General features: G+C 55.3%; 18 protein-coding genes and 1 other RNA gene. 6 read left to right on the forward strand and 13 right to left on the reverse strand.

Features of this window, described 5'->3' with window-relative positions:
* Positions 1–71: 71 nt before the first annotated feature.
* Complete coding sequence (locus tag ACMVME_RS13890) at positions 72–1,493, forward strand: PLP-dependent aminotransferase family protein (protein WP_025204848.1); 1,422 nt, start codon at positions 72–74, stop codon at positions 1,491–1,493.
* A gap of 80 nt (positions 1,494–1,573) precedes the next feature.
* Here ACMVME_RS13890 and ACMVME_RS13895 read toward each other — a convergent pair whose 3' ends face one another.
* From ACMVME_RS13895 to ffs, 3 genes are all read right to left on the reverse strand, one after another.
* Entirely contained in the window at positions 1,574–1,789 is a 216-nt protein-coding gene (locus ACMVME_RS13895; protein ID WP_014168888.1) for a hypothetical protein, read from the reverse strand.
* Positions 1,786–2,037 carry a hypothetical protein gene (locus tag ACMVME_RS13900; protein ID WP_020885198.1) on the reverse strand — a complete coding sequence of 84 codons (252 nt, stop codon included), beginning with the start codon at positions 2,035–2,037 and terminating at the stop codon, positions 1,786–1,788. Before ACMVME_RS13900 ends, ACMVME_RS13895 begins: the two co-directional genes overlap by 4 nt.
* Before the next feature lie 268 nt (positions 2,038–2,305).
* Positions 2,306–2,402: signal recognition particle sRNA small type (gene ffs / locus ACMVME_RS13905), an RNA gene on the reverse strand.
* A 137-nt stretch (positions 2,403–2,539) separates the two neighbouring features.
* Here ffs and ACMVME_RS13910 point away from each other — a divergent pair.
* Positions 2,540–2,884 carry an MGMT family protein gene (locus tag ACMVME_RS13910; protein ID WP_086463133.1) on the forward strand — a complete coding sequence of 115 codons (345 nt, stop codon included), beginning with the start codon at positions 2,540–2,542 and terminating at the stop codon, positions 2,882–2,884.
* A 30-nt stretch (positions 2,885–2,914) separates the two neighbouring features.
* On the opposite strand, the gene ACMVME_RS13915 is transcribed toward ACMVME_RS13910, so the two are convergent.
* Positions 2,915–3,442, reverse strand: a complete 528-nt coding sequence (locus ACMVME_RS13915; RefSeq protein ID WP_014168885.1) for a YbaY family lipoprotein — start codon at positions 3,440–3,442, stop codon at positions 2,915–2,917.
* 203 nt (positions 3,443–3,645) lie between these two features.
* Between ACMVME_RS13915 and tesB the strand changes: the two genes are divergently transcribed.
* Positions 3,646–4,506, forward strand: coding sequence for an acyl-CoA thioesterase II (gene tesB, locus ACMVME_RS13920; RefSeq protein ID WP_020885200.1), 861 nt, complete (start codon positions 3,646–3,648; stop codon positions 4,504–4,506).
* A gap of 75 nt (positions 4,507–4,581) precedes the next feature.
* Here tesB and amtB read toward each other — a convergent pair whose 3' ends face one another.
* From amtB to ACMVME_RS13945, 5 genes are all read right to left on the reverse strand, one after another.
* Complete coding sequence (gene amtB / locus ACMVME_RS13925) at positions 4,582–5,868, reverse strand: ammonium transporter AmtB (RefSeq protein WP_020885201.1); 1,287 nt, start codon at positions 5,866–5,868, stop codon at positions 4,582–4,584.
* 35 nt (positions 5,869–5,903) lie between these two features.
* Complete coding sequence (gene glnK, locus ACMVME_RS13930; protein WP_008503304.1) at positions 5,904–6,242, reverse strand: P-II family nitrogen regulator; 339 nt, start codon at positions 6,240–6,242, stop codon at positions 5,904–5,906.
* A gap of 222 nt (positions 6,243–6,464) precedes the next feature.
* Entirely contained in the window at positions 6,465–8,246 is a 1,782-nt protein-coding gene (locus ACMVME_RS13935; protein ID WP_020885202.1) for a SmdB family multidrug efflux ABC transporter permease/ATP-binding protein, read from the reverse strand.
* Entirely contained in the window at positions 8,239–10,011 is a 1,773-nt protein-coding gene (locus tag ACMVME_RS13940; protein WP_068795159.1) for a SmdA family multidrug ABC transporter permease/ATP-binding protein, read from the reverse strand. The genes ACMVME_RS13935 and ACMVME_RS13940 overlap by 8 nt, the downstream gene beginning before the upstream one ends.
* Before the next feature lie 50 nt (positions 10,012–10,061).
* Positions 10,062–10,520 (reverse strand): Lrp/AsnC family transcriptional regulator, encoded by a 459-nt coding sequence (locus ACMVME_RS13945; RefSeq protein ID WP_020885204.1) that lies wholly within the window; start codon positions 10,518–10,520, stop codon positions 10,062–10,064.
* A gap of 115 nt (positions 10,521–10,635) precedes the next feature.
* Here ACMVME_RS13945 and ACMVME_RS13950 point away from each other — a divergent pair, with 115 nt between their 5' ends.
* Positions 10,636–11,682 carry a PLP-dependent cysteine synthase family protein gene (locus tag ACMVME_RS13950; RefSeq protein ID WP_040016790.1) on the forward strand — a complete coding sequence of 349 codons (1,047 nt, stop codon included), beginning with the start codon at positions 10,636–10,638 and terminating at the stop codon, positions 11,680–11,682.
* Positions 11,683–11,723: 41 nt separating this feature from the next.
* Here the strand turns inward: ACMVME_RS13950 and cof are convergent, their stop codons facing one another.
* Positions 11,724–12,542 carry an HMP-PP phosphatase gene (gene cof, locus ACMVME_RS13955; RefSeq protein WP_068795160.1) on the reverse strand — a complete coding sequence of 273 codons (819 nt, stop codon included), beginning with the start codon at positions 12,540–12,542 and terminating at the stop codon, positions 11,724–11,726.
* A gap of 101 nt (positions 12,543–12,643) precedes the next feature.
* Here cof and ACMVME_RS13960 point away from each other — a divergent pair, with 101 nt between their 5' ends.
* Both ACMVME_RS13960 and queC read left to right on the forward strand, forming a co-directional pair.
* Complete coding sequence (locus ACMVME_RS13960; protein WP_068795161.1) at positions 12,644–14,344, forward strand: SgrR family transcriptional regulator; 1,701 nt, start codon at positions 12,644–12,646, stop codon at positions 14,342–14,344.
* 66 nt (positions 14,345–14,410) lie between these two features.
* Positions 14,411–15,106 (forward strand): 7-cyano-7-deazaguanine synthase QueC, encoded by a 696-nt coding sequence (queC, locus tag ACMVME_RS13965; protein ID WP_014168876.1) that lies wholly within the window; start codon positions 14,411–14,413, stop codon positions 15,104–15,106.
* Between the two features lie 60 nt (positions 15,107–15,166).
* On the opposite strand, the gene ACMVME_RS13970 is transcribed toward queC, so the two are convergent.
* From ACMVME_RS13970 to ppiD, 3 genes are all read right to left on the reverse strand, one after another.
* Positions 15,167–15,565 carry a YbgC/FadM family acyl-CoA thioesterase gene (locus tag ACMVME_RS13970; protein WP_068795162.1) on the reverse strand — a complete coding sequence of 133 codons (399 nt, stop codon included), beginning with the start codon at positions 15,563–15,565 and terminating at the stop codon, positions 15,167–15,169.
* Positions 15,566–15,664: 99 nt separating this feature from the next.
* Positions 15,665–16,045 (reverse strand): helix-hairpin-helix domain-containing protein, encoded by a 381-nt coding sequence (locus ACMVME_RS13975; protein ID WP_032681557.1) that lies wholly within the window; start codon positions 16,043–16,045, stop codon positions 15,665–15,667.
* 148 nt (positions 16,046–16,193) lie between these two features.
* Positions 16,194–18,065, reverse strand: a complete 1,872-nt coding sequence (gene ppiD / locus ACMVME_RS13980; protein WP_068795163.1) for a peptidylprolyl isomerase — start codon at positions 18,063–18,065, stop codon at positions 16,194–16,196.
* Between the last annotated feature and the right edge of the window lie 58 nt (positions 18,066–18,123).

Genomic DNA, 18,123 nt, shown 5'->3' on the forward strand with positions numbered 1-18,123 from the left:
TGAACCAGGCTTTCATCTTGAGCGAAAATGGCATTATGATTAATGTCCAGTTTTCAAATAGTGGACTGCACATGTCATCACGCCGCTTCGGAAGCCAGTCATTGGTACGCCTGTTAGGCCACTGGCAACAAACCTCGTCCCGGACCCCGCTCTGGCGTCAGCTGGCGGATGCGTTACGCCTGTTAATTCTTGATGGCCGGCTGGCGCTTAACACCCGTCTACCCGGCGAGCGGGAGCTGGCCACTGCGCTGGATGTGAGCCGGACCACCATCAGCAGCGCACTCGCCCATCTGCGTGAGGAAGGTTATCTTGAAAGCCGCCACGGCAGCGGTTCACGCGTGATCCTGCCCGACACACGCGCCGTGCCAACCCTTTCAGCAGCCAGTGCCGCGCTGGATCTCTCCACCGCGGCGCTCAATGCCGGGCCTGAGATCCACCAGGCCTATACCCATGCGCTCACGGCCATTACGCAACATCTCTCGCTTACGGGTTACGATCAGCTTGGGTTACCGGCGCTGCGGGAAGCCATCGCCGCACGCTATACCGCGCGGGGGCTTCCGACCCGGACAGACGAGGTGATGGTGGTCAATGGCGCGGTCAGCGGTTTTGCGCTGGTCCTGCGAATGATGACCGGCCCGGGGGATCGCGTCGTGGTCGATCATCCCACTTACCCGCTGGCGATCGCCGCCATTCAGGGAGCGCAGTGCCGTCCAGTGGGCGTGTCGCTGCCGGAAACGGGCTGGGATACCCATGGGTTTGCCGCAACGCTTGCCCAGACAGCGCCGCGCCTGGCATACCTGATGCCCGATTTTCATAACCCGACCGGGCGATGCATGGATATTCCCACCCGTCAGGCAATCACCGAGATTGCCGCGCAAACCCGCACGACGCTGGTAGTAGATGAAACGATGGTGGATCTGTGGTTTGACTCGCCCCCGCCGCCGCCGCTGGCGTCATTTAACCCGCAGGCCACCGTGATAACGTTAGGCTCTGCCGGAAAAAGTTTCTGGGGCGGCCTTCGTCTTGGCTGGATCCGTGCCTCCTCGCGCACCATCGCTACGCTTGCCCAGACGCGGGATACACTGGATTTAGGATCGCCCATGCTCGAACAGCTGGCGACGCTGTGGCTTATCAATAACAGCGAAACGTTTTTGCCTGCTCGCCGGAAGATGCTGGCGGAACGACGAGACCAATGCGGCGCGCTGTTGCGCGAGCACTTCCCTGAATGGACATTCCATGAAGCGGAAGGCGGGCTTTCCTACTGGATTGAACTGCCGGGGATGCTGGCAACACAGCTTGCTGCACGCGCAGAGATACTGGGAATCAACCTGGGGACCGGCACGCGGTTTGGTTTATCGGGTGCGTTTGATCGGTATTTACGTATGCCCTTTTCACTCGATCCGGCTGAGCTTGAACAGGCATTACTGAGAATTAAACCCTTGTGGCTCGCCTTGAATAAAAACGTGCCATCAATAAAAAGAAGTCTGGTTTGATATAAAAAATTTGAAGTGGATCATAAAATAAAAACTGCTGACTGTCACAGATACAGTCAGCAGTTTTCACCATTCAAGATTTAGTGCTGAGGAGGAATAGGAAAACCTTTCAGTGAAATAACGAAATTTTCACCGTCTTTCTTTATTTTTGCGCCGGTATCACACCAGTCAGACGCAATACGAAAGAACTCATCACTTCCTACATTCCAGCCAAGACGTACATGCTTCACGTAGCCTGAACGCAACAGATCGCAGGCCTCGTTGTAGTCACTGGCAGTTGACAGTTGTTGTTTCATTTTCTCTTCTTAAGAATTTTACGTAGAGCCTTGATTTCTTTAGGAGTAAATGGAGAAACACTCTCTTCTTCCGTATGCTGGTTATCAATATCCTCTTCCGATACTCCCGCCTCTTCTACCGCTTCGAATGCCAGCAGCAGCAGTTTCTCTGTCGTCACGCTTAAATTCTCGTTATTAACTTCTGCATAGTGGCGAAGTCTTTCTTTTAGCGCTTGATCAATCTTAACGTTTAACACCGCAGTAGCCATGTTTGTCACTTCCCTTCGGAATAAGTACTTTATTTAATACACGAACTTACCAATGTTATCCAGATATATATTTTTAAGTTATGACAGAAAAAAGACATCCGATATTAAAATGACAGTCTATTATTACAGGTTTATGACAGTAATATTTCAATGCAATGAAATATATATTACATGCAGTCAGTAAAGTCCTAATAACGTTGTGGATTAAAGGCTATTCGAAGCGAAGAGAAACAGGGAGAGTGTTGATGAGAGCAGAAATGGGTGGGGGCCCTGCCAGCTACATCCCGGCACACACGTCGTCTGCCCTGGCTGCTTCCTTCCGGACCTGACCTGGTGAACAGAGTAGCGTTGCGGGAGAACCAACAGAGCCCCCATTGAGAGCGTTGATAACCAACGCGCTGGCGCATTATCCCTGTGCTTACCGCCAATTGCAAGCGACCCGCAACTGGATGCTGGTTTCTTGCGCAAACTGGCGCAGCAATTGGGTTTATCTTCGTTTAACATGACTGTCCAGACATTCCCCACAGGTAGACGTATGGACGAACATGACTCCTTTCCACAACGCGTATGGCAAATTGTGGCCTCTGTGCCGGAAGGTTATGTCACCACCTATGGCGACGTAGCGCGTCTGGCCGGTTCTCCGCGTGCGGCGCGGCAGGTCGGTGGCGTACTGAAAAGGTTGCCCGAAGGAAGCACCCTGCCCTGGCATCGGGTGGTAAATCGTCATGGGACAATCTCGTTGACCGGGCCGGATCTGCAGCGCCAGCGTCAGGCGTTACTGTCAGAAGGGGTGCAGGTGTCGGGGTCAGGACAGATTGATTTGCAAAAGTACCGCTGGGTGTATTAAACCCTCTCCCGAAGGAGAGGGTTTAAAGCGTTACATCTGGGTCGGAGGGGTTGGCAGAGACGGTTGGTTAGTCTGTGGCGCAACCGGCACTTCGGTTTGCTGTACCGGAACCAGGTTCAGGTCAACTTTTGTCCCGCCGTGGTTAATCGCTTCCTGCACCGTATCGGTGATAAACACCAGTTTATCGTTGATCGTTACTGCTGCGCTCAGGAGGATACGGGCATTAGGCTGCACGTCTGATGGGTTATACGGCAACACGAAGCTAAACGGTGCCTGCTTACCTTCCGTACGCACGGCACGCTGGGCCAATACTTTAGACGGCGCGTCTGCCAGGGAAGCATCAGACAGGGTTACCGTTAATACCGCATCTGGCGGTAACGCGACTTTCTGTTTAATCCAGATAGTCCCGGAAACGTTAGGCTGCTGAATGGACTGCTGTGAGAGTGTATTAATCCCGTTTGGATCTGCTGCTGGCACCGGCACCTGGGCGCTCTTTCCTGCACAGGCGGACAACGCCACCGCAATTGCTACACCACTTAGCATGGGCACGAGTTTCATTGAAGTCTCCTTATCATCAATGCACCAGCGGGATCGATCCCATCCGATGTCGTTTCAATCACATAACACAGATAAGTTTGGCACAGATCACTGATTTATGCCTAAAATCGTCCAGATATTCAGATTATTCTACCCATCGGACCACTTTCATTTCTGCGTTATACTCTGCCTATCTTTCGCTACGGCGTTTATTGAGGACAACTATGAGTCAGGCACTGAACAATCTGCTGACATTACTGAATCTGGAAAAAATTGAGGAAGGACTCTTTCGCGGACAGAGCGAAGATCTCGGCTTACGCCAGGTCTTCGGCGGGCAAGTCGTAGGACAAGCGCTCTACGCAGCAAAGGAGACCGTCCCTGCAGACCGTCTGGTGCACTCATTTCACAGCTACTTCTTACGCCCTGGTGATAGCGCGAAACCCATCGTGTATGACGTTGAGGTATTGCGGGATGGCAACAGCTTTAGCGCGCGTCGTGTCGCGGCGGTTCAGAATGGCAAGCCTATCTTTTACATGACCGCCTCGTTCCAGGCGCCGGAACCGGGTTATGAGCATCAGAAAACGATGCCACCCGCGCCGTCGCCAGACGATCTCAAATCCGAGACCGATATCGCTCGTGCGCTGGCGCATCTGCTTCCACCGCAGGTAAAGGAGAAGTTTCTCTGCGATAAACCGCTTGAGATCCGCCCTGTCGAATTCCATAACCCGATGAAAGGCCACACGGCCGAGCCAAAGCGCCAGGTCTGGATCCGCGCTAACGGTACCGTGCCCGCAGATTTCCGCGTTCATCAGTATCTGCTGGGTTATGCTTCAGATTTCAACTTCCTGCCGGTGGCGCTGCAGCCGCACGGCGTGGGCTTCCTTGAAAAAGGGATGCAGGTGGCCACCATCGATCACTCCATGTGGTTCCATCGTCCGTTCGACATGAACGAGTGGCTGCTCTACAGCGTGGAAAGTACCTCGGCGTCAAGCGCGCGCGGCTTTGTGCGCGGTGAGTTTTACACTCAGGATGGCGTGCTGGTCGCGTCGACGGTGCAGGAAGGGGTAATGCGTAACCGCGGGTGATGCTGTACTGCGGCCCTCTCCCGACGGGAGAGGGAACAAAACGAAAACGGCAACCCTGGGTTGCCGTTTTGCTTATCAGGCGTTGTACGCATTCTCGCCGTGGCTGTTGACGTCCAGACCTTCGCGTTCCTGCTCTTCCGGAACACGCAGACCGACGGTCATATCCGCCAGCTTATAGCCGATGAAGGCCACAACGGCAGACCACACGACGGTGATGGCGATACTTTCCAGCTGCACCAGCACCTGGTGAACCATGGTGACGCCTTCTGCGTAACCCACGCCGCCCAGCGATTTCGCCGCGAAGATACCGGTCATGATACAACCGACGATGCCGCAGACGCCGTGTACACCGAAGACATCGCACGGGTCATCGACGCGCAGAACACGTTTCAGCGCCGTCACACCCCACAGACCCGCCAGACCGGCGACCAACCCGACAAGCAGCGCGCCGCCAACACCGACGTAGCCACAAGCTGGCGTGATACCAACCAGACCGGCAATTGCACCTGAACAGGCACCCAGCAGCGAAGGCTTACCGCGTACCGCCCATTCACCAAACACCCATGAGAGGATCGCACCCGCCGTTGCCACAACCGTATTCACGAAGGCCAGTGCGGCGATTTCGTTTGCTGCGCTTGCTGAACCGGCGTTGAAGCCGAACCAGCCAAAGTAAAGGATCGCTGTACCGGTAAAGACCATTGGCAGGTTGTGCGGTTTGAACGCTTCTTTACCGAAGCCCACGCGTTTGCCAATCAGGTATGCCCCTACCAGGCCCGCCACCGCGGCGTTGATGTGTACAACGGTACCGCCTGCGAAGTCCAGCGCGCCATGGCTCGCCAGCAGACCGCCACCCCAGACCATGTGCGCAATCGGCACATAGGAGAGCGTCAGCCAGACCACCACGAAGATCAGGACGGCGGAGAAGCGAATACGCTCAGCCAGCGCACCGACGATCAGCCCGACGGTGATACAGGCGAACGAGCCCTGGAAGGCAACGTGAATATATTGATAGAAACTGCCCATCAGCGCGGTCAGTTCGATGTTTTTCAGCATGACCCAGTCAAAGTTTCCGAAGAACGCATTGCCCGTGCCGAAGGCCAGAGAGTAACCGTAGACCACCCACAACACGCAAACCAGCGCGAACGTGACGGCAACCTGCGTCAGCATGGAGAGAACGTTTTTGCCACGGATCAGGCCGCCGTAGAACAGCGCAATGCCCGGAATGGACATGAACAGCACCAGCGCGGTGCTGATCATCATAAAGGCGTTATCGGCTTTGTCTGCCACCGCAGGGGCAGCCAGTGCCAGGCCCGGCAGCAGTGCCAGCGAACCCAGACCCGTTTTGATTGTTGCTATCTTCATTTTCTCGATCCCTATCACTGTGTGCCAGGAGTTACTTACAGTGCCGCTTCGTCAGATTCGCCGGTACGGATGCGAATGACGCGCTGCAATTCGGCAACGAAAATTTTGCCGTCGCCAATTTTGCCGGTGTAGGCCGCTTTGCTAATGACATCAATAACTTCATCAAGCTGGTCATCAGCAATCGCGACATCAATTTTTACTTTTGGCAGGAAGTTAACGCTGTATTCTGCCCCGCGGTAAAGCTCGGCATGACCCTTCTGACGACCAAAGCCTTTCACTTCGGTGACAGTCAGTCCCTGAATACCCATGGAAGACAATGCTTCACGCACGTCTTCGAGTTTGAATGGTTTGATTACAACCGTAACCAGCTTCATAGATCCCCTCCAGTCAGAATTCGGTAATGGCCGCCGCTAATACGCAGAAGACATTGCAAGGGGTGTGCCAGAAATGAAAACCTGAGGGAAACGCGCTGCAATGAGCATTACACGAGCATGTTTAACGAACCGGTGAAAAAAAACGCACCATGACAGTGCACGGTGCGTTTCAGTTTTGCACCAACAGTAATGACTGTTAGCGCGCTGCCTTGTTTTGGTGCATCAGGCGCTGAGGGACTCGTCCTCACGCACGCTGGCGGCCAGCTCTTCACCGGCCAGCTGCAGCTGATACATCTGCCAGTAGCGCCCTTTTGCTTCGAGCAGCTCCCGGTGCGTACCGCGTTCGACGGCCTGACCGCGATGCAGCACCAGGATGGTGTCTGCGTCGACAATCGTTGAAAGACGGTGTGCGATAACCACCAGCGTCGTGTGGTCACGCACCGCGGCCAGCGCCAGCTGGATAGCCTGCTCAGTACCAGAGTCGATGCTGGCGGTCGCTTCGTCGAGTATCAGCACCTGCGGCGTTTCAATCAGCACCCGCGCCAGGGCCAGAAGCTGCTTTTGTCCCACCGAGAGGTTATTCCCCTGCTCACCAAGCCGGGTATTGATCCCATCGCTAAAGCCGCGCGCCAGCTCTGCCAGCTGCACGGTTTCCAGCACATCCCACACCTGTTGCTGGGTATAATCCCGCCCCAGGGTGACGTTGGCGTAAAAGGTATCGGCCATGACTACCGGGTCTTGCTGCACCATTGCAACGCCTTTGCGCAACACATTGTGGCTCAGTGATGCGAGCGGACGACCATCAATACGGATTTCACCCTGACTGACCGGGTAATAGCCCATCAACAGGCTGGCGAGGGTACTTTTGCCGCTACCGGTGTGCCCCACCAGCGCCACAAAGCCGCGCGACGGCACATCAAGAGAGATGTCCTGCAACACCAGACGGTCTTCACGGTAAGCAAACGAGACCTTATCAAACGTAATCTCTCCGCTTTGCAAAGGACGCTCATCATCGCCGTAGGTCTGACGTGGCCGGTCCATCAGTTCGAACACGCGCTCTCCCGCCACCACGGCCTGTTGCAACATAGACTGCTGGGTGGTGAGTTCTATCAACGGTTCATTAAGGCGTCCCAGATAGCTGATAAAAGCGTACAGAACCCCAACTTCAATTGTTCCATTCGCGCTCATCCCGAAAAGCATCAGCAGGCCACAGAGAACCAGCGCCGAGAAGAGGCTCAGCAGCGGACGTAGCAGGAAACCGTCCAGTCGCAGCGTCTGCATACGCGCCATATAGTGCGACCGGCTGGCTTCCCCCATGCGCTCACCAAAGCGAGCCTGCTGGCGGAACTGCTGAATGACGCTCATGCCGTTGATCACTTCGTTGAAGCCATCGTTGATATCGGCCAGATAGGCGCGCACCCGACGCACAATCGGCGTGCTGTAGCGTTGATAGATGACCATTACAATCAATACGGCCGGGAAGATGGTGATCGCCACCAGAGCCATACGCCAGTTGAGGCTAAACATCGCCACCAGCATGGCGCCAATCAGCGCCGCGCTGCGCAGCACGGTTGCCACGACGGTGACATACAGATCGCGGATCACCTCGGTATCGTTGGTCACCCGGGATATCACCTGCCCAACCGGCTGGGTATCAAACTCGCTCAACGGCTGGCGCAGCGCCGCATCCATCACATCCGTACGTAGCTTCTGCACCACGCCCACGGCCGCCCGGTTAAAGAGCAGAGACTGGGCGTAATGCAGTGACGCCGCAGTCAGCTGTAGCCCAACGTAGGCCACACCTAACCCCGCGACGAGCCCCAGCGGCAAATAGCTTTTCGCCACCATATTGTCGATAAAGTAGCTGATGAGCAGCGGACCGCTCACTTCTGCAATCGCGGCAATCCACAGCAACAGCACGGCAAGTGAAAGCGGTTTTCGCCACGGAGAACCATAGGCCAGCAGGCGTTTTAGCGTCGGCCACTGCGTCACGGTCTTACGCATTAGCGTTCTCCTCATCCTGTTCCGGGGCGTCGTCTAGCGCCGCTTCAAGCTGCTGATAACGATACATATCGCGATACCAGCCCGGTTGCTCCGCAAGCTGTTCATGCTGTCCGCGCTGGGCAATGTGCCCGTGCTGTAATACCAGAATTTCATTGGCTTCCGTCAGCGCCGACAACCGGTGTGCACTGATGATCACCGTCCTTCCATCCCCCCACTGTCGCAGGTTATGCAGGATCTGGTGCTCGGTGCGACCATCGACGGCGGAGAGCGCATCATCAAGGATCAGGATTTCGGCATTCAGCAGCAGCGCGCGGGCAATCGAGAGACGCTGTTTTTGCCCGCCGGAAAGCATAACGCCACGCTCACCCACTTCCGTTTCATAGCCCTGTGGCAGACGCAGAATATCGTCATGGACGCTGGCCAGGCGCGCGACGTGCTCAATCTCTTCCTGAGTTGCCGCCGGGCGTCCAAGGGCAATGTTATTCGCCACGGTGTCAGAAAAGAGAAACGGCGTCTGGCTGACCACCGCCAGACGACCGCGCCAGTCATCGAGCAGCAGGTTCGTCAACGGAATATCATGGAAGCGAATATCGCCCTGCGTGACGTCAAAGTGACGTTGAAGCAGGGAGAGTACGGTACTTTTCCCGGCGCCTGTCGGACCGCAGATACCGAGCATCTGACCCGGTTTGAGCGTAAAGATGACGTTCTCCAGTACCGTATGTTCCGTTTGCGGATACACAAACTTACGGACGTCGACATTCATCACGCCGCGCCCTTCCGGTACCGATTCGCTACCGTCATTCACCACTGGCGCTTCGGCAAGCATCGCGCGAATACGGCTGTAGGCGGCGCTGCCGCGCTCTACGATGTTAAACATCCAGGCCAGTGCCAGCATCGGCCATATCATCAGCCCCAGGTACATGGCAAAGCTGGTCAATTGCCCGAGGGTTAGCGAGCCCTGCACCACCATCCAGCTCCCGCCACCAATGGCCAGCAGGTTTGCCATGCCAATCGCGACATAGATTGTCGGGTCAAACCGCGCATCGATACGCGCAACGCGCATGTTCTTCGCCCCCGTGTCGGCGGCATCGGCTGCAAACAGCGCGGATTGTCGATCTTCCAGGCCAAACGCTTTGATCATGCGGATGCTGGTCATGCTCTCCTGCGTACGGTCATTCAGCGAGGAAAACGCCGCCTGCGCCAGCTTGAAGCGCTCATGAAGCTGTTCGCCATAGCGGTTGATCGCCAGCGCCATCAGCGGCATAGGCAGCAACGCCAGCAGCGTGAGCTGCCAGCTTATCTGGGTGGACATCACAATCAGAACCGCACAGCCCATCACCAGAGAGTCCACCAGCGTTAACACCCCTTCCCCGGCGGCAAACACGACGCGGTCAACGTCATTGGTGGCGCGAGCGATAAGATCCCCGGTGCGATGACGCAGGTAGAACTCGGGATGCTGGCGGCTCAGCTGACGATAAAAATCTTCACGCAGTTCGACGGCCAGCTGATAGGACGCGCCAAACAGCAGTACCCGCCAGACGTAGCGCAGCAGATAGACAATGATGGCCGTCAGCACCAGCGTGCCGACCCACATCAACACCCGTGCGGTGGTGTAATGCTGTTCTGTAACGCCATCCACCACGTATCCCACCACTTTCGGTGGAATTAACTGCAGGATGGCAATGATAATAAGCAGGGCCACAGCGCCGAGGTAGCGTTGCCACTCCCGACGAAAGTACCAGCTTAATTGGGCAAATAATCGCACGCGGTTTGTTCCTGAAGGTATGGATCCGGCTACGCCGGGAAGTTATTCAATTAATCAATGGGTAGTGCTGTGGTGTATTTAATCTGTTCCATGGCGAAGCTCGAGGTGACGTCCGACAAGCCCGGTACGCTGTTCACCAGCCGCTTGTAAAAATCATCATAACGCTTCATGTCTGCCACCTGGACGCGCATCAGATAGTCATACTCTCCCGCCATGCGCCAGAAACCGAGCACCTCCGGCATCTCGGAGACCTGTGTTACGAAGCGGCTGTACCACTCGCTGCTGTGATGTTGGGTTTTTATCAGGACAAATGCCGTCAACCCAAGCCCCAGTTTTTCGGGATCTAAAAGCGCGACTCGCCCCAGAAGGATGCCGTCATCTTCAAGCTTCTTGAGGCGCTTCCAGCACGGCGTGGTGGTCAGATTAACGGCATCTGCCAGTGCCTGCAAAGAGAGGGTACAGTCACTTTGCAGTAAAGAAAGCAACTTACGGTCTATTTTATCTAGCATACCCACCTCACAGAGAAAAATTTTCTCCCTTCATTCTATTTTAAAGGCCATATAGCAACAATTTTTTCTGTGCTTTTCGCTATGCTGGGCACAAAATGACAAACGGATAAATACGATGAATAGCGCCTGGGTTAAACATGCCATCAGCGAAATCAATGCCGACTATCAGCGCTCGGCGGACACCCATCTCATTCGCCTGGCTCTGCCGGGTTTTGCTGGCATCCAGCTGTACCTGAAAGATGAAAGCACCCATCCCACCGGTAGCCTGAAGCATCGCCTGGCGCGTTCGCTCTTTTTATACGGTTTGTGTAACGGCTGGATTAAGGAGGGAACCACGATTATTGAATCCTCCTCCGGTTCAACCGCCGTATCCGAAGCCTACTTTGCCCGCCTGCTGGGCCTGCCGTTTATCGCCGTGATGCCCTCCTGCACCGCGAAACGAAAAATTGAGCAGATCGAATTTTACGGTGGACGCTGCCACTTTGTGGAAAGCGCCTGCGAAATTTACGCCGCGTCTGAAATGCTGGCCCGTGAGCTGAATGGCCACTATATGGACCAGTTCACCTTTGCCGAGCGAGCCACAGACTGGCGCGGCAATAACAACATTGCCGACAGTATTTTCCGCCAGATGACCCACGAACCTCACCCTGTTCCGTCGTACATCGTGATGAGCGCCGGTACTGGCGGCACCTCAGCCACCCTGGGACGTTACATCCGCTGTCAGGGCTATGATACGCAGCTGATGGTGGTGGATCCGCAGAACTCGGTGTTCCTGGACTACTGGCAAAGCCGCAATGCCGATCTGCGCAGCCCGGTGGGCAGTAAGATTGAAGGTATTGGCCGCCCGCGCGTGGAGCCTTCATTCATTCCGGACGTAGTGGATGAAATGCTCCGCGTGCCGGATGCCGCCAGCGTGGCAACCGCGCACTGGCTGGAGACACAGATTGGTCGTAAAGTCGGTGCATCTACCGGCACCAACATGTGGGGAGCCCTGCAGCTTGCGGCTCGCATGCGTGAAGAGGGGCGCACCGGCTCTATCGTCACCCTGCTCTGCGACAGCGGCGAGCGCTATCTTGAGACCTATTACAATGCGCAGTGGGTTCAGGCAAACATCGGCGATATTGAGCCGTGGAAAGCGCAGATTACGCAGCTGGTGAAATAAAAAAAAGCCAGACCGGGGTCTGGCTTGCTGGAAGGGTCTCACTATTCGGGGGAATATGGGAGGTTGTTGTTGTCCAGCCAATGCGTCAAAAAATGAGACACTGCTTCGTTACCGCAGTGTCCGATAACCGGTAGATGGGGAAGCTCTGCCTTCAACTGCGGCATCGCATTTCCCATGATCAGACCGCGACCAACGCTGCCCAGCATTTCGCGGTCGTTCATGGCGTCGCCAAACGCCATACATTCCTGCATCGTTAAGCCCAGGTGATCGCTCAGTACCGCCAGCGCCGATCCTTTATTACACCCAACCGGCAAAACCTCGAGACAGTCCACCGCTGAAAAGGTCAGGTGCGCCCGGTCGCCTAACGCGTCATTCAGCTGAATGCGTAAGCGACAAAGATCGCCATGATCGCCGCAGAAACAGATCTTCGTCACCGCGTGAGCCGGAATACGGCGCAGATCGATAAGCTGATAGCGGAAACCACTGTAGACATGGGCGTGCAGCAATGCCGGAATGTCATGCCCGGTAAACCAGCCGTTATCGTTAAAGACATGAACGCTGGCCCGGGTGTCCCAGGTGCTGTGCAATACGATATCTGCCACTTCCGGGTTGAGATCCTGACGGTGGAGAACATCGCCTTCGACAGAGTGAATGCGTGTCCCGTTGCCGGTAATAAGAAAAGCATCCAGGGAAAATGCCCCCAGCAAATGGCGCATCTCCAGCACATGACGGCCAGTGGCAAACGTCAGGGTGACATCACGTTCGTGCAGGCGCTTCAGGGTACTCAGGGTTTTCTCACCCAGACGGTGATCCGGCATTAACAACGTACCGTCCATATCAAACGCAGCGAGACGAGCCATGATTACTCCTGAAATGTGATGCGGTTAACTTGTGCATCAGTATTGCGTGAGATATACGGAAGTAATAGTGAATAGATGATAATTATTGTTCAGGGTTTCTCATGCGCCAGCTTAACCGACTCAACCAGTACCACCGTTTGTGGCAGCCTTCCGCTGGCGCGACGCAGCAGGCCACCATCAGCGAGCTGGCCGCCCGCTGCTTTTGCAGCGAACGGCATGTCCGTACATTACTGCGTCAGGCGCAGGAGGCGGGCTGGCTTAGCTGGCGAGCGCAGTCTGGCCGCGGTAAGCGTGGGGAGCTAACTTTCCACGTCACCCCGGAGTCACTGCGCAATGCGATGATGGAAGAGGCGCTGAAGCGTGGGCAGCAGCATAACGCGCTTGAGCTGGCCCAGCTGGCACCGGAGGAGCTGCGGTCACTGCTTCATCCGTTTTTAGGCGGCCAGTGGCAAAACGATACGCCGACGCTGCGCATTCCCTATTACCGCTCGCTGGATCCACTGCATCCCGGCTTTTTACCCGGTCGGGCGGAACAGCATCTGGCAGGACAGGTCTTTTCTGGGCTGACGCGTTTTCACGGTAACAGCAGCGAACCGACGGGCGATCTTGCCCATCACTGGGACGTGTCGGAGGACGGGCTGCGCTGGCATTTTTATATTCGCTCCACGCTTCACTGGCATAACGGTGATAAAGTCGAAACGGTCCAGTTACAGGAGAGTCTGAATGCGATGTTGACGCTCCCGGCCATGCACAGGCTTTTTCAGAGCGTGCTGCGCATTGAAGTTACCCATCCGCAGTGTCTGACGTTTATTTTACACAAGCCCGACTACTGGCTGGCACATCGGCTGGCAACCTATTGCAGCCGTGTGGCGCACCCGGCACAACCGATGACAGGCAGCGGACCTTTCAGGCTCACCGCGTATAAGCCGGACCTGGTTCGTCTGGAAAGCCATGAGCAGTATCACCTTAGCCACCCGCTACTGAAGGCCATCGAGTTCTGGATCACCCCTCAGCTATTTGATCAGGGGCTTGGAACCAGCTGCCGGCATCCGGTACAAATCGCCATCGGAGAGCCTGACGAACTGACCCGTTTGCGGCTGGTGAGTAACAGCATCAGCCTGGGGTTTTGCTACCTCACGCTGAAGCGCAGCCCGCGTCTTAGCGAAATGCAGGCAAGACGTCTTATCAACATCATTCACCTCTCAACGCTTCTACATACTCTTCCTCTGGATGAGGGGCTTATCACCCCAACGCAGGAGTTGCTGCCGGGCTGGCGTATTCCTGAGTGGCCGGATCTCACGGATGTCCCTTTGCCTGAGACGCTGACCCTGATTTACCATCTGCCCGTCGAGTTACATACCATGGCGAGTCAGCTAAAAGCGTATCTTTCCCGCCAGGGCTGCACGTTAACGGTCATCTTTCACAATGCCAAAACGTGGGACGGATGTCAGCATCTTGCCGACGCGGACCTCATGATGGGAGACAGGCTGATTGGCGAAGCACCGGAATACACCCTTGAGCAGTGGCTTCGCTGCGATGCGCTATGGCCGCATCTGCTGAGCGCGCCGCAATATGCCCATCTGCAGGCGACGCTGGATGCCGTTCAGACTCAGGCTGACGCGCATGCCCGGCATCGCGGGCTGAAAGCTATTTTCACCCAACTCATGGAGAGCGCGGTGCTGACGCCGTTGTTTAACTACCAGTACCAAATCAGCGCCCCCCCGGGAGTCAATGGCATACGGCTTAATACCCGCGGCTGGTTCGATTTCACCGAAGCCTGGCTCCCGGCCCCCAAATCGTGAAGAAGCTGGTCGTCGCCGTAGTCAGACGGTAACATGATGTTTTTACCGTAACTGTCGAGATGATTTATGAAACGTGCCGTCGTCGTGTTCAGCGGAGGACAAGATTCCACTACCTGCCTGGTTCAGGCGCTTCATCAGTACGATGAAGTTCACTGTGTCACTTTCGATTATGGTCAGCGACATCGCGCTGAAATCGACGTCGCCCGTGAACTGGCGCTGAAACTGGGCGCGCGCGCGCATAAGGTGCTGGACGTTACGCTGTTAAATGAACTGGCCGTCAGTAGCCTCACCCGCGACAGTATTCCCGTTCCTGACTATGAACCTGATGCCAGCGGCATTCCGAACACCTTTGTGCCAGGCCGCAACATTCTCTTCCTGACGCTGACGGCGATCTACGCCTACCAGGTGAAAGCCGAAGCGGTGATCACGGGCGTGTGTGAAACCGACTTCTCCGGGTACCCTGACTGCCGTGACGAGTTCGTGAAGGCTCTCAACCACGCCGTGAATCTGGGGATGGCAAAAGAGACGCGCTTTGAAACGCCACTGATGTGGCTTGATAAAGCGGAAACCTGGGCACTGGCAGACTACTGGGGCAAACTGGACATGGTTCGCAGCGAAACCCTTACCTGCTACAACGGCATTAAAGGTGATGGCTGTGGCCAGTGTGCGGCCTGTAATCTGCGCGCAAACGGACTGAATCACTATCTGGCCGATAAAGCGGGCGTGATGTCGGCGATGAAGAAAAAAACCGGGCTCAAATAAGCCTCTTTGACCGTGCTGGCGAACAGAATATCGACAGCACGGGTCATGAACACAACGCGTCTAGACGATCATCAACTGCAGTTTTTCCCGCAACTCCCCTTCCAGCGGCAGCGCTTTCTGGGTTTTCAGATCAATACAGACAAAGGTGATCAGCGCATCGGCAACGGCCAGGCCTTCAGGATCCAGCGTCACCGCCTGGGTTAACACGCCGCTCTTGCCGTTTAACTGTTGAAGCTGGCTGGTGATGGTCAACACATCACCCAGCACGGCCGGGCGACGGTAGTTGATATTGATGTTGACGACCACGAACGCGATGTTGTGCGAGGTCATCCACTGAAAGCTTTCGCTGCTTTCCAGACCGTCCCAGCGCGCTTCTTCAAGAAACTCAAGATAACGGGCGTTGTTGACGTGCTGGTAAACATCGATGTGGTAGCCGCGTACTTTGATTTTTGTCTGCATAGCGCAATAGCCTTTACTGTTGTTATAGGATAAGAGGTCATGACTGGTATGACCTCTTTATCCTGGCAAAATTTTGCCGCCGTGCAAGTAATTATGTGATTACAACGTCAGGTGTGAGAGGTTGCGCTCAACCAGCGCTCCGCCCATACCGGGCACTTGCTTAAGATCGTCAACCGTTTTGAAAGGACCGTACTCTTCGCGATAGCTGACTATCGCCTGCGCTTTTTTTAGCCCTACGCCATTCATTACCCGGGCGAGATCCTCTGCCGATGCCGAATTGATACTGACTCGCGTACCGTCATCATCCGCGCTTTTTCCGGCATCCGTGGCTTTCGTCTGGCCAGCTGCGGGTGCCGCTGCGTCAGGCCTGGTTTGCACCGCCGGTGTTTTCGCCGCAGGTGTCGTCGCCAGCGCACCTGCGCTCATCCCGGTGGTGGCAATCGCCAGAGTAATGAACAGAGCCTTGATTCCACATTTCATGCTGTTATCTCCTTGTTTGTTGACAGCCAGGCCACAATATCCAGCGTTATAACCCGGCACAAACGGCAGATTGCAGAAATGGAAAAGGCCGCGAAAGCGGCCTTTAGTTATTGCAGAGCGTTACGAAAATATGCGAGCAAATACGTAATTATTGCTGCTGAGTCATCACGTCACCGAGCTTGATTTTGGCTTCTGTGCGCAGGTTGCTCATCATCGCTTCGAAAGCAATCTGGGCATTGTTCTGGGTAATACCCTGCACCATCGCTTTCTTCTGCTCTTCAGGCATCGTGCCTGCTTTCACGTCATCCAGTGCGAGCAGAACGACGTTACCCTGCATATCGGTAGTGGTACCGAAGCTTGGTTTGTCCTTCGCAGGCAGGCTCAGACCGAACGCTGCCTGACTCACAGGATCCTGACCGGTACGGCTCAGCGTTTTTGGCTCACCGAAGCTCAGACCTGCCGCTTTCAGCGCATCCTGTTTACCCGCTTTCAGGTCAACCAGAATCTTCTCAGCATCCAGTTTTGCCTGCTGTTCCGCTTTGTTGTGCTTAACCTGAGCAACCACCTGATCTTTCACTTCTGCCAGCGGTTTAATCGCTTCTGGTTTGTGCTCGCTGACGCGAAGAACAAACGCACGATCGCCGTCGACGGTAATGATGTCAGAGTTGCTGCCCGGCGTGCCATTCTCGCCAACCAGACCACCGTTGAAGATGGCATCAGCAACCGGTTTGAAATTCAGCTCTTCCGGCAGGTTGCTACGACCGAACCAGCCGGTCTCAACCGCTTTCACCCCTGCTGCCTGCTCAGCACCCGCCAGAGATTCGTTGTCGTTGCTGGCAGCATCACTGACTTTCTGTTGCAGCGCGTAGTAAGCATCCAGCGCTTTTTCCTGCTTCACTTTCGCTGCGATATCATCGCGAACGTCAGCCAGCGGCTTGGTTTTCGCGGCCTCGATATCATCCAGACGCGCCACCAGGAAACCAACGGAAGATTTAATGACACCCGAAAGCTGGCCTTTGTCTTTCAGACCGGCATTTTTCAGTTCGTCAGGCGTGGTGCTCTCTTCCAGCCAGCCCATATCACCACCGTTTTTAGCAGAGATAATATCGGTGGATTTTGCTTTCGCGAGGGAGGCGAAATCAGCGCCCTTATTCAGCTCATCCAGCACGGCTTTGGCGTCTGCCTCAGTTTTGGTCTGGATCACGCTGTAGCGGTTACGCTGCGGCTGAGTGAACTGATCCTGATGCTGATCGTAATAAGACTGAATTTCCGCATCGGAGGCTGTTTCCTGCAGCGCGGCAGCATCCAGCTTGATGTAACTCACACGGAACTGTTCTGGAGCAACGAAGTTATTCTTGTTCTGCTCGTAATAGGCGTTAATGTCCGCGTCGCTAACCTGCTGCTTCGCCGCCAGAGCATTCACATCAATGGTCGCTTCACGTACCACGCGCTGCTGTGCAACCAGGGCTGCCAGCTCTTCCGTCTCACCTTTGAGCATGAAATCAGTGCCAACGACGGCATTGATGAGCTGTTGGGTTGTCAGTTGATTACGCAGAGCCTGAGCGTATTGATCGGCAGTCATGCCCATCTGATTAATGATGCCGTTGTAACGCGCATTGTCGAATTTGCCGTTAGACTGGAAAGCCTGAGTCGATAAGATGGCTTTTTTAACCTGCTCATCGCTGATGCCCAGGCCCAGCTTTTTCGCGTATTGATCCAGCAGCGCTTCGTCGATCAGACGGTTCAGGGTCTGTTGGCGCAGGGATTTCATATACCCTTCGTTTGCCGCGAGTTCAGAGAATTGGTCGCCCAGCTGTTGCTGCATACGGTTACGTTCACCGGCAAAAGCATTCTCGAACTGACCACGGCTGATCTCCTGGCCATTCACTTTTGCGGCATAGTTCGCGCCACCGCCGATAAGGTAACTGCTCACGCCGGTCAATATGAACGACACGATAATGATACCGAAAATAATCTTGAGCACGAGACTGTTAGCAGCCGTGCGTAAGCTGTCCATCATGGTGTAACAACACTCCGCTGTAGGTGACTGGTTACCTGACGCTAACGGAAAATCCTGC

Source organism: Enterobacter cloacae complex sp. 2024EL-00711 (assembly GCF_047529885.1).
Lineage (GTDB): Bacteria > Pseudomonadota > Gammaproteobacteria > Enterobacterales > Enterobacteriaceae > Enterobacter > Enterobacter ludwigii.

Coding starts and splice junctions, on each gene's coding strand:
- ACMVME_RS13895 (WP_014168888.1), bottom strand. CDS start 1,789: ATGAAACAACAACTGTCAACTGCCAGTGACTACAACGAGGCCTGCGAT.
- queC (WP_014168876.1), top strand. CDS start 14,411: ATGAAACGTGCCGTCGTCGTGTTCAGCGGAGGACAAGATTCCACTACC.
- glnK (WP_008503304.1), bottom strand. CDS start 6,242: ATGAAGCTGGTTACGGTTGTAATCAAACCATTCAAACTCGAAGACGTG.
- ACMVME_RS13935 (WP_020885202.1), bottom strand. CDS start 8,246: ATGCGTAAGACCGTGACGCAGTGGCCGACGCTAAAACGCCTGCTGGCC.
- ACMVME_RS13950 (WP_040016790.1), top strand. CDS start 10,636: ATGAATAGCGCCTGGGTTAAACATGCCATCAGCGAAATCAATGCCGAC.
- ACMVME_RS13945 (WP_020885204.1), bottom strand. CDS start 10,520: ATGCTAGATAAAATAGACCGTAAGTTGCTTTCTTTACTGCAAAGTGAC.
- ACMVME_RS13890 (WP_025204848.1), top strand. CDS start 72: ATGTCATCACGCCGCTTCGGAAGCCAGTCATTGGTACGCCTGTTAGGC.
- ACMVME_RS13915 (WP_014168885.1), bottom strand. CDS start 3,442: ATGAAACTCGTGCCCATGCTAAGTGGTGTAGCAATTGCGGTGGCGTTG.
- amtB (WP_020885201.1), bottom strand. CDS start 5,868: ATGAAGATAGCAACAATCAAAACGGGTCTGGGTTCGCTGGCACTGCTG.
- ACMVME_RS13900 (WP_020885198.1), bottom strand. CDS start 2,037: ATGGCTACTGCGGTGTTAAACGTTAAGATTGATCAAGCGCTAAAAGAA.
- ppiD (WP_068795163.1), bottom strand. CDS start 18,065: ATGATGGACAGCTTACGCACGGCTGCTAACAGTCTCGTGCTCAAGATT.
- ACMVME_RS13910 (WP_086463133.1), top strand. CDS start 2,540: ATGACTGTCCAGACATTCCCCACAGGTAGACGTATGGACGAACATGAC.
- ACMVME_RS13960 (WP_068795161.1), top strand. CDS start 12,644: ATGCGCCAGCTTAACCGACTCAACCAGTACCACCGTTTGTGGCAGCCT.
- ACMVME_RS13970 (WP_068795162.1), bottom strand. CDS start 15,565: ATGCAGACAAAAATCAAAGTACGCGGCTACCACATCGATGTTTACCAG.
- tesB (WP_020885200.1), top strand. CDS start 3,646: ATGAGTCAGGCACTGAACAATCTGCTGACATTACTGAATCTGGAAAAA.
- ACMVME_RS13975 (WP_032681557.1), bottom strand. CDS start 16,045: ATGAAATGTGGAATCAAGGCTCTGTTCATTACTCTGGCGATTGCCACC.
- cof (WP_068795160.1), bottom strand. CDS start 12,542: ATGGCTCGTCTCGCTGCGTTTGATATGGACGGTACGTTGTTAATGCCG.